This is a genomic window from Pseudomonas donghuensis, assembly GCF_000696345.2.
Lineage (GTDB): Bacteria > Pseudomonadota > Gammaproteobacteria > Pseudomonadales > Pseudomonadaceae > Aquipseudomonas > Aquipseudomonas donghuensis.
Map to the genome: position 1 here is coordinate 779,181 of NZ_CP071706.1, position 15,068 is coordinate 794,248.

Below are 15,068 nucleotides of genomic sequence, written 5' to 3' on the forward strand. Positions count from 1 at the left end.
GCAGCTTGCAGCTTGGAGCTTGTCGCTGCTTCACTCAGTGACGGAAGTGACGCATGCCGGTGAAGACCATGGCGATGCCGGCTTCGTCAGCGGCCGCGATGACTTCGGCATCACGCATCGAGCCACCTGGCTGGATCACCGCAGTGATGCCCACCTTGGCGGCGTTGTCGATGCCATCGCGGAACGGGAAGAACGCATCCGATGCCATGACCGCGCCCTGCACCTGCAGGCCCGCGTGCTCGGCCTTGATGGCCGCGATACGGGCAGAGTTGACGCGGCTCATCTGGCCGGCGCCGACACCGATGGTCTGGCGGTTCTTGGCGTAGACGATGGCGTTGGACTTGACGAACTTGGCCACTTTCCAGGCGAAGATCAGGTCGTGGATCTCTTGTTCGGTCGGCGCGCGCTTGGTGACCACTTTCAGGTCGCCCTCGGTGATCATGCCGATGTCGCGGCTCTGCACCAGCAGGCCGCCGGTGACGCGCTTGAAGTCCCAGGCAGCGGCACGCTCAGCCGACCACTCGCCGCAGGACAGCAGGCGGACGTTGGCCTTGGCAGCCACCACGGCGCGGGCTTCGTCGCTGACGCTCGGGGCGATGATCACTTCGACGAACTGACGCTCGACGATGGCCTTGGCGGTTTCAGCATCCAGCTCGCGGTTGAAGGCGATGATGCCGCCGAACGCCGACTCGGTGTCGGTAGCGTAGGCCAGTTCGTAGGCCTGGCGGATGCCGCCTTCGGCGTCCGGGCTGACGGCCACGCCGCACGGGTTGGCGTGCTTGACGATGACGCAAGCCGGCTTGACGAAGCTCTTCACGCACTCCAGCGCGGCGTCGGTGTCGGCCACGTTGTTGTACGACAGCTCTTTGCCTTGCAGCTGTACGGCGGTGGCGATGCCGGCTTCAGCGGGCTTGGCCTCGACATAGAACGCCGCGCTCTGGTGCGGGTTCTCGCCGTAGCGCATTTCCTGGGCCTTGATGAACTGGCTGTTGAAGGTGCGCGGGAACTCACTGCGGCCTTCGGTGCTCAGGGTTTCACTGGCCTGGTTCACGGTGCCCATGTAGTTGGCGATCATGCCGTCGTAGGCGGCGGTATGCTCGAATGCCTTGAGCATCAGGTCGAAACGCTGGGCGTAGGTCAGGCCGCCGGCCTTGAGGCTTTCCAGCACCTGGCCGTAGTCGCTGGCGTTGACCACGATGGCGACGTCTTTGTGGTTCTTGGCCGCCGAGCGAACCATGGTCGGGCCGCCGATGTCGATGTTCTCGATGGCGGTCGGCAGGTCACAGCCAGGTTTGGAGATGGTGGCTTCGAACGGGTAGAGGTTGACCGCGACCAGGTCGATCGGCTTGATCCCGTGTTCGGCCATGATGGCGTCGTCGGTACCACGACGGCCGAGGATGCCGCCGTGGATTTTCGGGTGCAGGGTCTTGACCCGGCCGTCCATCATTTCGGCGAAGCCGGTGTAATCGGCAACTTCCACCGCGGCAACGCCATTGTCCTGGAGCAACTTGAAGGTGCCGCCGGTGGACAGGATCTCGACGCCGAGCTGTTGCAGCTCACGGGCGAATTCAAGGATCCCGGTCTTGTCGGAGACGCTGATCAAGGCGCGGCGGATCGGCAGGCGGGTAGTCTGGTCGGTCATTTCAGATTCCATAACGCGGTGGAGTCAGCAAAAAAGGCGACCTCATCGAATGGGAGCCGCCTTTTCTGGTTTGGATGCTTGCTTACAACAAATCGTACTGCTTGAGTTTCTTGCGCAAGGTGCCGCGGTTGAGCCCGAGCAGCTCGCTGGCCTTGGTCTGGTTGCCCTTGACGTAGTTCATTACGCTTTCGAGCAACGGCGCTTCGACTTCCGAGAGCACCAGGTTGTACACGTCCGTGACGGCCGCGCCCTCAAGATGGGCGAAATAGTTGTGCAGCGCCTTTTCCACACTGCCGCGAAGGGTCTGGCCCTCTTCGCTCGGTGTATTCAGGTGCTGTTTCAGGTTGACGTTGTCGCTCACGGGCGTTGTTCCACTCACTAAAGTCTCGGTCATCATCGTCATGCGGCCACCCCTTGTCCGTCCTCTGTCTCAAGGCTCTGTTCACGTTCGCTGAAGAAGCTGCGAACGTTGGCGCACTGCGCTTGCGTGTCTTCCAAACGGTTGAACTGGGCGCGAAACTCCCTGGCGCCCGGTAGCGTTGCCAGGTACCAACCGACGTGCTTGCGGGCGATACGTACGCCCATCACATCGCCGTAAAAGGCGTGCAACGCGGTCAGGTGCTCCAGCAGAATTCGTTCCACTTCGTCCAACTGCGGCGCCGGCAGTGTTTCGCCGGTGCGCAGGTAATGCTCGATCTCGCGAAAGATCCATGGCCGCCCCTGGGCAGCCCGGCCAATCAGCAGACCGTCGGCACCGGTGGCAGCCAGCACCGCTCGGGCCTTTTCTGGCGAAGTGATATCGCCATTGGCAAAAACCGGGATCGACACCGCCTGCTTGATTGCCGCGATGGTGTCGTACTCGGCTTCGCCGGTGTAGAGGTCGGCGCGTGTGCGTCCATGTACCGCCAGTGCCTGGATGCCAGCCTGCTCGGCGATCCTCGCCACAGTCAGGCCGTTCTTGTTGGCCCTGTCCCAGCCGGTGCGGATCTTCAGCGTGACCGGCACGTCCACGGCGGCAACCACCGCGTGGAGGATTTCGCTGACCAGGGCTTCATCTTTCAATAAAGCAGAGCCTGCGGCCTTGTTGCAGACTTTTTTTGCCGGGCAGCCCATATTGATGTCAATGATCTGGGCGCCGGCCTCGACATTGGCCCGGGCCGCAGCTGCGAGCATCTGCGCGTCACCGCCGGCGATCTGCACCGAGCGCGGCTCGGGATCACCTTCGTGAATCATGCGCAGACGCGACTTGCGGCTGTTCCACAGGCTCATGTCACTGCTGACCATCTCCGACACCACCAGGCCTGCACCCATTCGTCGGCACAGCTGACGAAATGGCTGGTCCGTGACCCCGGCCATCGGCGCGAGGATCAGGGCGTTCTGCAGTGTGTATGGGCCGATGCGTACCGCCGACATAGGAGTTCCCTGTTGTGGGGCCGGATCATTAGAGTTCGAAAAAGGGTTGGCATGATACCCGCTCTCGGTGACCGGATAAAGATGGATTTGGATAAAATCTGAACAGTTGGCTTTAAGCCTCAAGCTGCAAGCTTCAAGCCGCAAGCAAAAACGGATCAGCGTATGGGGCTGCTTTTTCTTGTAGCTTGAAGCTTGCAGCTTGCCGCTCGCCTGTTATTCCGGGGACCGGAATGACAGGCTGTAATTGACCGCTTTGGGGCCCGGATCGAGGATGTCCAGGGCAATGTGGATCGGTGTCTGGCTGGGCATTTCGCCCTTGCCGGCCAGCTCACCGCTGAGGTACTCGGTGGGCTTGAAGCGGCGGCTGGCGATCAACTGGCCGTTCAGGTCGGCAAAACGCAGCTCCAGCAGCGGGAACGGCTGGGAGAACGGCGCACGGTTGTAGATGATTGCATCGACGATCAAGGCTCCGTGGAAGTCCGGGTGGCTGCGCACCACCAGGTTGCTGCTCTTGATCCGGGCGATGTCGACCCGTGACGGCACCTGGCAACCGACGGTCGGGCAGATCGTCTGAAACCAGGGGCGGTAGCGGTCCTGGCGGGCCAGTTCGTCGAACTGGTACCAGATGTACTGGCCAGCCAGCGCCGCGGCGGCCAGCAGGATCAGCAAGAGCCACAGCAGGCGCTTGCCCCAGTTGACCTTGGGCTTCTGCCAGCCGAGCTGGATCGGGTCGTCGACCAGGTCGAGCAGCGGCTCCTTGCGGGCAGGGCGGCCGCTGGCGGGGCCCAGGCCCGGCTCGCGGCGCTCGTCCAGTCCGGGCTCGGGGCGGTCCAGGTCGTCGTCAGGCTCACGGGCCGACAGGCGCTCGCCGGGCAGTTCGTCATCATCGGCATGCAGCGCAGACGCGGGCGCAGCCGGCGCATCGAGGTCGTCGTCGAGCACATCCAGCGACAACGATGGTTCGGTGCGCTCACCGGGTGCCGGGGCGAGGTCCAGGGCTTCCTGCTCGATCAGTGGCGGCTGCGGCTCGTCGAGCTCGGCGCTCAGTTGCTCGCGCTCTGAAGCCGGGCTGCTGAACAGGCTGTCGGGCCAATGCTGGTCGTCCTGCTCGGGGCTGTCGCGGTGCGCGCTGAGGTTGTCCTGGCGCGGTACGGCGGCCTTGAACTCGGTCGTTGGCTGGATTTCACGCTGTTCCAGGCGCGCCAGTTCCTGATCGAGGTCGAGCTGGTCCAGGTCCAGCTCGGCGGCGCTCCACTCATGCTGGCTGGGTGCCTGCGCAGGCTCCACCACAGGTTCGACAGGCGCCGGTTGTGCAGGTGGGTTCTGCGCCGCGCTTTGCTCCAGCAGTTGCCGGGCGGCGTTGAACACTTGCAGGCAGGCGCCGCAACGCACCACACCGCGGGCCACGCTCAACTGATTGTGGCTGACGCGAAAGCTGGTCTGGCAATGCGGGCACTGGGTGACGAAACTGTCGGTCATGCGGCGGTCCGGGTTATGCAGAAGGTTATTCTAGGCGCACTTAGCGGCGGCGACCACTGATGCGTACCCAGCCATCGCGTACGGCGATCGGGTCGAGGTCGAAGTCCTTGGCGTAGGCCGCGGCGACTTCATCGCCCTGTTCGGCGAGGATCCCCGACAGCGCCAGCAAGCCGCCCGGACGCACCAGCGCCGACAGTTGCGGGGCCAGCGAGACCAGCGGGCCGGCGAGGATGTTGGCGACCAGCACGTCGGCCTGCATGGCCGGCATGTGCTCGGGCAGGTACAGGGCGAATTTCTCGTCGGCGATGCCGTTGCGCCGGGCGTTGTCGCGCGAGGCTTCCAGGGCCTGCACGTCGATGTCGGTACCGACCGCTTCGCGGGCGCCGAGCAGCAGCGCGGCGATGGCGAGGATGCCCGAGCCGCAACCGAAGTCGAGCACCTGGGTGTCTTTCAGGTCCTGGCCGTCGAGCCATTCCAGGCACAGGGCGGTGGTCGGGTGGGTGCCGGTGCCAAAGGCCAGGCCCGGATCGAGCAGCAGGTTGACCGCCTCGGGCTCGGGCGCCGCATGCCAGCTTGGCACGATCCACAGGCGCTGGCCGAAACGCATCGGCTGGAAGTTGTCCATCCAGCTGCGTTCCCAGTCCTGGTCTTCGATGACTTCAGCCTGGTGCTCGGGCAGTTCGGCGCCGGTCAGCAACTGCAGGTGGGCGAACACCGCGTTGGCGTCGGTATCGGCTTCGAACAATGCCAGCAGGTGAGTGTGCGACCACAGCGGGGTGGTGTTGAGGTCCGGTTCGAAGATCGGCTGATCTTCGGCATCCATGAAGGTGACCGAAACGGCGCCTACTTCGAGCAGGGCATCTTCATAGGTTTCGGCTTGTTCCGGGCTGATGGCCAGACGTACTTGCAGCCAAGGCATGGCGGGCACCTTTGGAAAAATCTACAGGGGCAGCCCGAGGCTGCGAGAAGCCCGCCAGTTTACTTGAGTGCGAAGGGTTTGTGGGATCCCTGTAGTCCCTAGAGCCTGGCCGGCGAGACGATGATCTTCACATTCTCCTCCTTGTTGTTCACCAGTTCCTCGAAGCCCTGGCCGACAATCGCCTCAAGGCCGATACGGCCGGTGACCAACGGGCTGATATCCAGGCGCCCATCGGCAATGAAGGCGATGACGTCGGCAAACTCGCCGTTGTAGGCCAGGGCGCCGAGCACCTGCTTTTCGGTGGACACCAGTTCGAAGAAGTTGAACGCGCTGGGCTCCTCGAAAATGCCCACCAGCACGCATTTGCCGGCCTTGCGGATGATATCGATGGCCAGCTTGGCGGTGTGTTTGTTGCCGATGCATTCAAAGCTGACATCGGCACCGAGGCCCGCAGTCAGGGCGCGAATCTCTGCCAGCACGTCGCATTGCTTGGGGTCGAGCACTGCCGTGGCGCCGACCTCCAGGGCCTTGGCCTTGCGCGCAGTGGACATTTCCAAGGCTATTACCTGGGCGGCACCGGCTGCCTTGGCGCACATGATGGTGCACAGGCCGATGGTCCCGGCACCGACCACCACGACGTTCTGGCCGAGCAGGTTGCCGGCCTTCTTCACCGCATGCATACCGACCGCCAGTGGCTCGATCAGCGCCCCGGCTTCGCGCGGGAAGCCTTCGGGCAAGCGATACAGCAGGTTGGCCGGTACGTTGACCCGCTCGGCGAAGGCGCCGTTGTTCATCAGGCCGGTAAAGGCCAGGCGTTCGCAGATGTTGTACAGGCCATGGGTGCAGTAGTAGCAGGTACCGCAGTGCTGGCAGGCATCGGCAGCCACCGGGTCACCTATGGCATAGCCCTGCACGCCGTCACCGAGCTTGAGGATTTCGCCGCAAAACTCATGGCCAAGAATGCACTGGCCCTGAATGCCGGTCAGCGGATGCGGCGCCTCCACCGGAATGAACACGGGGCCGGCGACATACTCGTGCAGGTCGGAGCCGCAAATGCCGCACCAGTCGACCTTGATCTGCACCCAGCCCGGCGGCGGGTCGGCGGGCAACGGCACATCTTCGACGCGAATGTCCTGGCGGCCGTGCCAGACCGCTGCGCGCATGCTGGCGGCGGGGTTGGAAAGATCATTCATTGTTGTTATCTCCCTGGCGTACACGAAAGCGCCGCCGTGGTGACGGCGGCGCGGGTTGGTTCAATGGCTGGCGAGGAAGGCCGCCAGCCGCTGGTTGATTCGCTCGGCGGCCTCCATCTGCACCATATGGCCCTGGCCCGGCAGGATCTCGACCTCGGCCGGCAGGCCCTCGGCATGGATGGCGGGGATGATTGCGTCGGCAGCGCCCCAGATCACCAGGCTGGGCTGCTGGGCAACCACCGCGCGCAGGTCGTGGCGCTGCACACTGCCGTCAGCCAGGGCCGCGGCAAGTTGGCGCAACGCCGAGTCGACACCCTCCAGGCGCTTGAACTTGAGCATGTCTTCGAGCATCTGCCGGGTCACCAGGCCAGGGTCGGAAAACAGCTGCGTCAGTTGCGGCTTGAGTGCGTTGCGGTTGCTGGCGTCGACGAAACCTTGCAGGTAGTCGCCATTGATTTCGCGACCGAGGCCGGCGCTGGCGATCAGGGTCAAGGTGCGCACCCGTTGCGGCGCCAGGCGTGCCAGGTTGAGCGACACCGCCCCGCCCATGGAATGCCCGGCCAGGTGCGCGTGCTGGATATCCAGGTGGTCGAGCAAGGCGATCACTGTCTGGCTCAGTTCATCGAGGTCGCCCCGTTGCAGGGTTTTGCCCGACTCGCCATGCCCGGGCAGGTCGAGGGCGATGACCCGGCGCTCGGCGGCCAGGGCCTGATGGTTGAACAGCCAGTTGTTCAGGTCGCCGCCAAAGCCGTGCACCAGCAGCAGTGGCGTGCCGCCCTCGCCGAGGTCGAAGTAGCGCAGGGTGCGCCCGCCCAGGTCGATTTTCTGCGGCGCCGGGCCGCTGTCCTGTTCACCGTCGCCGCCGGGGACGAATTCGGCCTGGAAGCGCTGCACCACCGCGTCGATCTCGGCTTCGTCCGCTTCGCCTTCGACCACCACCGCCAACAGGGCGCCCACCGGCAAGGTTTCATCCGGCTGGGCGATCAGGCGGCGCAGCACGCCGCTGAACGGCGCCTCGACGCTGCTGGAGATCTTGTCGGTCTCGACATCCAGCACCTCGTCGCCCTTGTTGATCTGCTCGCCTTCCCGCTTGAGCCAAGTGTCGATGCGCCCTTCGGTCATCGACAGGCCCCACTTGGGCATGGTCAGGGTATGGATCTGGCTCATGCGGCACTCCTCGCGCCAATCACCTTGTGCACCGCGGCTTCGATCTTCGCCGCGGTGGGGATGTACAGGTCTTCCAGGGCGTCGGAGAACGGCACCGGGGTGTGCGGGGCAGTGACCATTTCGATCGGCCCCTTGAGGGCGGCGAAGGCTTTTTGCGCCACCAGGGCACTGATGTCGGTAGCCATCGAGCAACGCGGGTTGGCTTCGTCGATTACCACCAGGCGCCCGGTTTTTTCCACGCTCTCAAGGATGCTGTCTTCATCCAGCGGGCTGGTGGTGCGCAGATCGAGGACCTCGCAGTCGATGCCCTGGCGCGCCAGGTTGGCGGCAGCCTCCATGGCCAGGTGAACCATGCGCCCGTAAGTCACCAGGGTGATGTCGTCGCCGTCGCGCAGGTAATTGGCTTCGCCGAACGGCACGGTGTAGAGCTCTTCCGGCACCTCGCCCTGCATGCTGTAGAGCAGCTTGTGCTCGCAGAAAATTACCGGGTCGTTGTCGCGAATCGCCTGGATCAGCAGGCCCTTGGCGTCGTATGGCGAGGACGGGCAGACCACTTTCAGGCCGGGAATGTGTGTCCACAGCGAGGTGAGCATCTGCGAATGCTGTGCGGCGGCGCGCAGGCCGGCACCGACCATGGTGCGCATCACCAGCGGGGTGACCGCCTTGCCGCCGAACATGTAGCGGAATTTCGCCGCCTGGTTGAGGATCTGGTCCAGGCAGCAGCCGGCGAAGTCGACGAACATCAGTTCGCACACCGGGCGCAGGCCCTGGGTGGCGGCGCCGACCGCCGCGCCGACATAGCCGATTTCCGACAGTGGCGCGTCGAGCACGCGGCCGGGGAACTGCTTGTACAGGCCTTTGGTCACGCCGAGTACACCGCCCCAGGCGTCCTCTTCACCGGGCGCCCCGGCGCCGCCGGCGACGTCTTCACCGATGATGAAAACGCTGCTGTCGCGGCGCATTTCCTGGGCCAGGGCTTCGTTGATGGCTTGCTGGTAGCTGATTTTTCTCGCCATGATGCTTCTCCACTTGTTCTTGTTGTCAGGCAGGCTCAGGGGTACGACACGTACACATCGCTGAGCAGGGCGGCAGGGTCGGGTTTCGGGTCGGACTTGGCCCGGCGCACCGAGTCTTCGATCAGGTCCTCGACCCGAGCATCGATCTGGTCCAGTTGTTCGGCGCTGAGCAGGCCGGCGCGGGTGCTGCGCTGGCGGAACTGCATCAGGCAGTCGCGGGTTTCGCGCAGGTTCTTCACTTCATCCGGTGCGCGGTAGGTTTGCGCGTCACCTTCGAAGTGGCCGTAGTAGCGGGTCAGCTTGACCTCGATCAGCGACGGGCCCTGACCCGAGCGCGCACGTTCGATGGCCGCGCCTGCCGCTTCGTGCACGGCGAAGAAGTCGTAGCCGTCGATGGTCACCCCGGGCATGCCGAAGCCAGCGGCGCGGTCGGCGATGTGATCGCAGGCCACCGACCAATTCGACGCGGTGGCCTCGGCATAACCGTTGTTCTCGGCAACGAAGATGCACGGCAGGTTCATGATCGAGGCCAGGTTCATCGCCTCGAACACCGCGCCCTCGTTGGAGCCACCGTCGCCGAAGAACACCACGGCGACGTCATCGGTGCCCTTGATTTTCGCTGCCAGCGCCGCCCCGGCCACCAATGGCGCACCGGCACCGACGATGCCGTTGGCGCCGAGCATGCCTTTCTCCAGGTCGGCGATGTGCATCGAACCGCCCTTGCCGCCACACACACCGGTCTTCTTGCCGTAGATCTCGGCCATCATCCCGTACACGTCGACGCCCTTGGCGATGCAGTGGCCGTGGCCGCGGTGGTTGGAGGCGATGCAGTCGCTGTCGCGCAGGTGGGCCATGACGCCAGCGGCCGAGGCCTCTTCGCCGGCATACAGGTGAACGAAACCGGGGATCTCGCCGGTGGCGAACTCCACGTGCAGGCGCTCTTCGAAGGCGCGAATGGTGCGCATGACTTCATAGGCATGCAGCAATTGCTCGGTAGACAGGTGAGTGGACATCTTGTTGTTCTCCGGGGTTGTCTCAACACGGTTGGTTCGCAGGGTGTTGCGGGTGTTCGCGGCCGACCGCCAGCAGGCGATGGTGCGCGGCATAGGCCAGCACCGCCTCGACGTCGATGCTCAAGGGGCCGAAAGCGTCGAGGCAGATGCTTGGCTGGTCGCGTTCGCTGAACTCGATTTCGCGCTCGCCGTCCAGCGCCAAGGTGCCGCTGGACAGGCTCAGGGAGTAGGCAACGCCAGGTATCAATAGCCCTGAGGCGGTCACCCCGCAGCCTTGCAACAGGCCGGGGGCGAGCGGTGCCAGCAAGGCTTGCTCAGCCTGTGGATGCAGGCGAATCCAGGCGCCTTCGGGTGCTGTACGCGACACCGGGCACCACAGCCCGCACAGTGCCGAGAGGCCAATGGCGTGAGGTTCGGCGAAGGTGGTGAAGACTTCCGCGAGGTCCTCGCCGCGGCTGATGGCGCGGGCGCCGATGAAGCGTTGCGGCGACACCGCGACATCCACCAGGGCCCATTCGCAGAGCTGTTGTTCCGGTACTCGCACCACTAGGCGCTTGTTGTGGCGCAGGCCAATTGGCGCCGGGACGCGGCCGCTGGCGAACAGACCGCCCGCCAGGCCGGCGCTGGTGGCTTCGCGCAGTTCCGGGAAGGCGTTGTTGGTGCCGGTGGACAGGGTCAGCAGCGGGATGTCGCCGACTTCGGCGGCGACCGCCTTGTGCGTGCCGTCGCCGCCGAGCACGGCGATCAGGGCCACACCCTGGGCGGCCATCAGGCGCGCGGCGTGGCGGGTGTCTTCAACGGTTTGGCGCAGCGGCATGTCGAGGATGGTCAGTTGCGGCCAGCGCTGTTGCTCGGCATGCGGGCCGAGGCTGGCCCTGAGCACGGCGGCGGCGATGCCGGTCATGTCAGGCGGCAGCAGCACCTGTTCGATACCGGTGGCGGCAAACGCGGCGAGCAGGCGCTGCACCGCCGAGGCCTTGTCGGTGCTGGAGTAGAGCCCGGCATTGGCAGTCAGTCGGCGCAAGTCGCGGCCGCTGGCCGGATTGGCGATGATCCCCACGGTCAGGGCGGGTTGGCGCATGGCACACCTCTGGTTCTTGTTTGCCAGGGGCAGGAGCAAGGCCGGTGCCAAGTTATGCGGATGTCCACTCTAGAGCGGTTTGTGCGGTGTTGGCCCGGGCAGGGGCAAGACGCTCGGTGTCAGCGCTGCTGGCTATGGGCGAGACGCTGAGACGCAGCGTCTCAGCCGGCCGGGAATCCACAGAGTGCTTGTTCACCCTTGGCATTCGGCGCTTAATGAGGCCCATAACGACAAGAACACGAGAACCGGAGGCCCCATGCTTGCCGCGAACTCCAAAGCCCACGTCGACTGTGTCAGCCGCGTGCTGAAGAACGCCGAACGCCTGCCTCAGGTGCCGGTGCCGCCGCTGATCCTCGACTCCTGGCGTCGCTCGATGGAGCAGCACCGGCTCGACCCTGCGTCCCAGCAGGGGCCGCGCATCCTCTCGCAAAGCCTGCTCGACGAATGCCGCGAACGTTCCGAGCTGTTCCTGCGCATTGCTGGCGATGCGGTGGCGCGTCTGCACGGACGGGTGCGCGATGCCGACTATTGCGTGCTGCTGACCGATGCCCAGGGGCGGACCATCGATTACCGGGTCGAGCCGACCATACGCAACGACTGTCGCAAGGCCGGGCTGTACCTGGGCACCTGCTGGTCGGAGGGCGAGGAGGGCACTTGCGGAGTGGCGGCGGTGCTGACCAGCAAGGCACCGGCGACGGTGCACAAGCGCGATCATTTTCGTGCCGCCTTCATCGGCTTGACCTGCTCGGCGGCGCCGGTGTTCGACCCCCGGGGCGAGCTGCTCGGCGTGGTCGATGTCTCGGCGCTGCAATCACCGGACGATCGGCGTAGCCAGCACCTGATCCGGCAGATGGTGGTGCAGAGCGCGCGGGAGATCGAGAACGCGTTTTTCATGCACAGTGCCGAACCGCACTGGGTGCTGCGTGCCCACAGCACGCCGGGTTATGTCGACAGCCAGCCGGATTACCTGCTGGCCTGGGATGCCGATGGCCGATTGCAGGCGCTCAACAGCCAGGCGCGTAAGGTGCTGCTGGAACGTTACGGGCAGCTGCCGGAACATATCGGCGAGCTGTTCGACCTCGATGCCCTGCGCGCCGCCACCGATGAATCGGCCCAGCGCCTGCGCTGGCGCGGTGAAAGCGGCGAACTGCATGTGCGCATCAGCTCGCCGCGGCGCAAGCTTGGGCGGCGGAGCGCGGCCATTGCCCGCCAGCCGGTTGATGAGCGGGTCGAGCACAGCCTGCGCCTGGCGACCCGGGTCAAGGACTGCAACCTGGCCGTGCTGGTGTTGGGCGAAACCGGTTCGGGCAAGGAGGTGTTTGCCCGCCAGTTGCATGCCATGAGCCAGCGCAGCCGCAAGCCGTTTGTGGCGCTGAACTGCGCCGCCATCCCCGAGAACCTGATCGAGAGCGAGCTGTTCGGCTATGTCGCCGGAGCCTTTACCGGCGCCTCCAGCAAGGGCATGCAGGGCCTGCTGCAACAGGCTGATGGCGGTACGCTGTTTCTCGATGAGATTGGCGATATGCCATTGAACCTGCAGACCCGCTTGCTGCGTGTGCTGGCCGAAGGCGAGGTGGCGCCCTTGGGCGCTTCGGCGCGCCAGCGGGTGGATATCCAGGTGATCTGCGCCACTCACCGCGACCTGACGGCAATGGTCGCGGCCGGCAGTTTTCGCGAAGACCTGTACTTTCGTCTGGCCAATGCCCGTTTCGAACTGCCGCCATTGCGTGAGCGCAGTGACCGGCTGGCGCTGATCAACCAGTTGCTGGGCGAAGAAGCCAAGGGCTGTGGCGTTGATGTCGGCTTGAGCGACGGTGCGCTGCAGGCGCTGCTCAATTACCCCTGGCCGGGCAATTTGCGTCAGCTGCGCCAGGTCCTGCGTTATGCCTGTGCGATCTGTTCCGGCAGCACCTTGCAGCTTGATGATTTGCCGCTGGAGATTCGTGGCGGGCAGGTCCAGGCGCAGGTTCAGGCCAGTGTCAGCCCGGCGCGTCAGCAGTTGCTCGATGCGCTGATTCGCCACCGCTGGAAACCGGGGGAAACCGCCAAGGCCTTAGGGATTTCGCGGGCGACGTTGTATCGGCGGGTGCATGAGCACCGGATCGAGATGCCGCGGATGACCAAAAGCTGATTCTCTGTGGGAGCGGGCTTGACCCGCGATGCGATTTGCCTGAAAACCGCCATCGCGGGTCAAGCCCGCTCCCACAGCAGCCCCAAAAAAAGACCCCGGTCACAGGACCGGGGTCTTTTTCACATCACTGCCGAATCACTCCTGGTTAGCCAGTTTGTGTTCCAGGTAGTGAATGTTGACGCCGCCTTTGCAGAAACCTTCATCACGCACCAGGTCGCGGTGCAGCGGGATGTTGGTCTTGATGCCGTCGACGACGATCTCGTCCAGGGCATTGCGCATGCGCGCCATGGCTTCGTCGCGGTCCTTGCCGTAGGTGATCAGCTTGCCGATCAGCGAGTCGTAGTTCGGTGGAACCGCGTAACCGCTGTACAGGTGCGAGTCGACGCGAACGCCGTTGCCACCCGGGGCGTGGAAATGCTTGACCGTGCCTGGGCTCGGGATGAACTTCTTCGGGTCTTCGGCGTTGATCCGGCACTCCAGGGAGTGACCACGAATCACCACGTCATCCTGGGTGAACGACAGCTTGTTGCCAGCGGCGATGCTGAGCATCTCCTTGACGATGTCGATACCGGTGACCATTTCCGAAACTGGGTGCTCCACCTGAACACGGGTGTTCATTTCGATGAAGTAGAAACGACCGTTCTCGTAGAGGAACTCGAAGGTGCCGGCGCCACGGTAGCCGATGTCGACGCACGCCTTGACGCAGCGGGCGAAGACTTCCTGGCGGGCTTTCTCGTCGATGCCCGGTGCTGGCGCTTCTTCGAGGACCTTCTGGTGGCGGCGCTGCAGCGAGCAGTCGCGGTCACCCAGGTGCACGGCGTTACCCTGGCCGTCGGACAGGACCTGGACTTCCACGTGACGTGGGTTGGTCAGGAACTTCTCGAGGTAGACCATCGGGTTGCCGAAGGCGGCGCCCGCTTCGCTACGGGTCAGCTTGGCCGAGGAGATCAGGTCCTCTTCCTTGTGCACCACGCGCATGCCGCGACCACCACCGCCACCGGCGGCCTTGATGATCACCGGGTAGCCGACTTCACGGCCGATGCGCAGGGCTTCTTCTTCGTCTTCCGGCAGCGGGCCGTCGGAACCCGGCACGGTTGGAACACCAGCCTTGATCATCGCGTCCTTGGCCGAAACCTTGTCGCCCATCAGGCGAATGGTGTCGGCGTTCGGGCCGATGAAGGCAAAACCGGAGTTCTCGACCTGCTCGGCGAAATCGGCGTTTTCCGCGAGGAAACCGTAGCCCGGGTGAATGGCGGTAGCGCCGGTCACTTCGGCCGCGGCGATGATGGCCGGGATGTGCAGGTAGGACTGGCTGGCCGAAGCAGGACCGATGCAGACCGACTCGTCTGCCAGGCCCAGGTGCATCAGTTCGCGGTCAGCCGTGGAGTGTACGGCGACGGTCTTGATGCCCAGCTCTTTGCAGGCACGCAGGATCCGCAGGGCAATTTCCCCGCGGTTGGCGATCAGGACTTTTTCCAGCTTCGCAGACATCGTTGGCTCTCCGCGGTTCAAACGATGGTGAACAGCGGCTGGTCGAACTCAACCGGCTGACCGTCTTCTACCAGGATGGACTCGATCACACCGCTGGTTTCAGCTTCGATGTGGTTCATCATCTTCATGGCTTCGACGATGCACAGGGTGTCGCCTTTCTTCACGGTCTGGCCGACTTCAACGAAGGCTGGCGAGGTAGGCGAGGCTTTGCGGTAGAAGGTACCGACCATTGGCGAACGGGCAACGGAGCCGTTCAGTTTCGGTGCGGCGGCTTCGGCGGCTGGCGCGGCGGCGGCAGGTGCGGCTGCTGGTGCGGCAACAGGAGCGGCGACTGGAGCCGGAGCGTAGTACTGCTGGGCTGGAGTCTTGCTGTGGCGGCTGATCCGTACGGATTCCTCGCCTTCCTTGATCTCCAGCTCGTCGATGCCAGACTCTTCCAGCAGTTCGATCAGTTTCTTGACTTTACGGATATCCATTAATCATCAACTCCCAAGGTTCGGTCAGGGGCGTAAATATAAAAACG

The 15,068-nt window shown here is 64.4% G+C and carries 13 protein-coding genes; 1 reads left to right on the plus strand and 12 read right to left on the minus strand.

Features of this window, described 5'->3' with window-relative positions; all coding sequences use genetic code 11:
- Positions 1-34 precede the first annotated feature (34 nt).
- The 10 genes from purH to BV82_RS03580 form a co-directional block, all read right to left on the minus strand.
- On the minus strand, positions 35-1,642 hold the full coding sequence (purH, locus tag BV82_RS03535) for a bifunctional phosphoribosylaminoimidazolecarboxamide formyltransferase/IMP cyclohydrolase (protein ID WP_010221682.1): 1,608 nt from the start codon (positions 1,640-1,642) through the stop codon (positions 35-37).
- A gap of 82 nt (positions 1,643-1,724) precedes the next feature.
- Positions 1,725-2,045 carry a DNA-binding transcriptional regulator Fis gene (gene fis / locus BV82_RS03540; RefSeq protein ID WP_003186237.1) on the minus strand — a complete coding sequence of 107 codons (321 nt, stop codon included), beginning with the start codon at positions 2,043-2,045 and terminating at the stop codon, positions 1,725-1,727.
- The gene (dusB, locus tag BV82_RS03545) at positions 2,042-3,055 is read right to left on the minus strand and encodes a tRNA dihydrouridine synthase DusB (protein ID WP_010221683.1); all 1,014 of its coding nucleotides are present in this window, start codon (positions 3,053-3,055) and stop codon (positions 2,042-2,044) included. The genes fis and dusB overlap by 4 nt, the downstream gene beginning before the upstream one ends.
- Before the next feature lie 213 nt (positions 3,056-3,268).
- A complete protein-coding gene (locus BV82_RS03550) occupies positions 3,269-4,534 on the minus strand; it encodes a DUF3426 domain-containing protein (protein ID WP_036995553.1) in 1,266 nt (421 codons plus the stop codon).
- 40 nt (positions 4,535-4,574) lie between these two features.
- Positions 4,575-5,453 carry a 50S ribosomal protein L11 methyltransferase gene (prmA, locus tag BV82_RS03555; protein ID WP_036995555.1) on the minus strand — a complete coding sequence of 293 codons (879 nt, stop codon included), beginning with the start codon at positions 5,451-5,453 and terminating at the stop codon, positions 4,575-4,577.
- Between the two features lie 98 nt (positions 5,454-5,551).
- Entirely contained in the window at positions 5,552-6,616 is a 1,065-nt protein-coding gene (locus tag BV82_RS03560; RefSeq protein WP_244993544.1) for a 2,3-butanediol dehydrogenase, read from the minus strand.
- 90 nt (positions 6,617-6,706) lie between these two features.
- Positions 6,707-7,813 (minus strand): acetoin dehydrogenase dihydrolipoyllysine-residue acetyltransferase subunit, encoded by a 1,107-nt coding sequence (locus BV82_RS03565; protein WP_036995557.1) that lies wholly within the window; start codon positions 7,811-7,813, stop codon positions 6,707-6,709.
- Positions 7,810-8,829, minus strand: a complete 1,020-nt coding sequence (locus BV82_RS03570; RefSeq protein WP_010221688.1) for an alpha-ketoacid dehydrogenase subunit beta — start codon at positions 8,827-8,829, stop codon at positions 7,810-7,812. Before BV82_RS03570 ends, BV82_RS03565 begins: the two co-directional genes overlap by 4 nt.
- Before the next feature lie 35 nt (positions 8,830-8,864).
- Positions 8,865-9,842, minus strand: coding sequence for a thiamine pyrophosphate-dependent dehydrogenase E1 component subunit alpha (locus BV82_RS03575; RefSeq protein WP_010221689.1), 978 nt, complete (start codon positions 9,840-9,842; stop codon positions 8,865-8,867).
- 22 nt (positions 9,843-9,864) lie between these two features.
- The gene (locus BV82_RS03580) at positions 9,865-10,923 is read right to left on the minus strand and encodes an ATP-NAD kinase family protein (RefSeq protein WP_010221690.1); all 1,059 of its coding nucleotides are present in this window, start codon (positions 10,921-10,923) and stop codon (positions 9,865-9,867) included.
- A gap of 256 nt (positions 10,924-11,179) precedes the next feature.
- Between BV82_RS03580 and BV82_RS03585 the strand changes: the two genes are divergently transcribed.
- Positions 11,180-13,054, plus strand: coding sequence for a sigma-54-dependent Fis family transcriptional regulator (locus tag BV82_RS03585; RefSeq protein WP_036995558.1), 1,875 nt, complete (start codon positions 11,180-11,182; stop codon positions 13,052-13,054).
- A gap of 135 nt (positions 13,055-13,189) precedes the next feature.
- Here BV82_RS03585 and accC read toward each other — a convergent pair whose 3' ends face one another.
- Positions 13,190-14,545, minus strand: coding sequence for an acetyl-CoA carboxylase biotin carboxylase subunit (accC, locus tag BV82_RS03590; RefSeq protein ID WP_010221693.1), 1,356 nt, complete (start codon positions 14,543-14,545; stop codon positions 13,190-13,192).
- A 17-nt stretch (positions 14,546-14,562) separates the two neighbouring features.
- Positions 14,563-15,021, minus strand: coding sequence for an acetyl-CoA carboxylase biotin carboxyl carrier protein (accB, locus tag BV82_RS03595; RefSeq protein ID WP_036995559.1), 459 nt, complete (start codon positions 15,019-15,021; stop codon positions 14,563-14,565).
- Positions 15,022-15,068 lie beyond the last annotated feature (47 nt).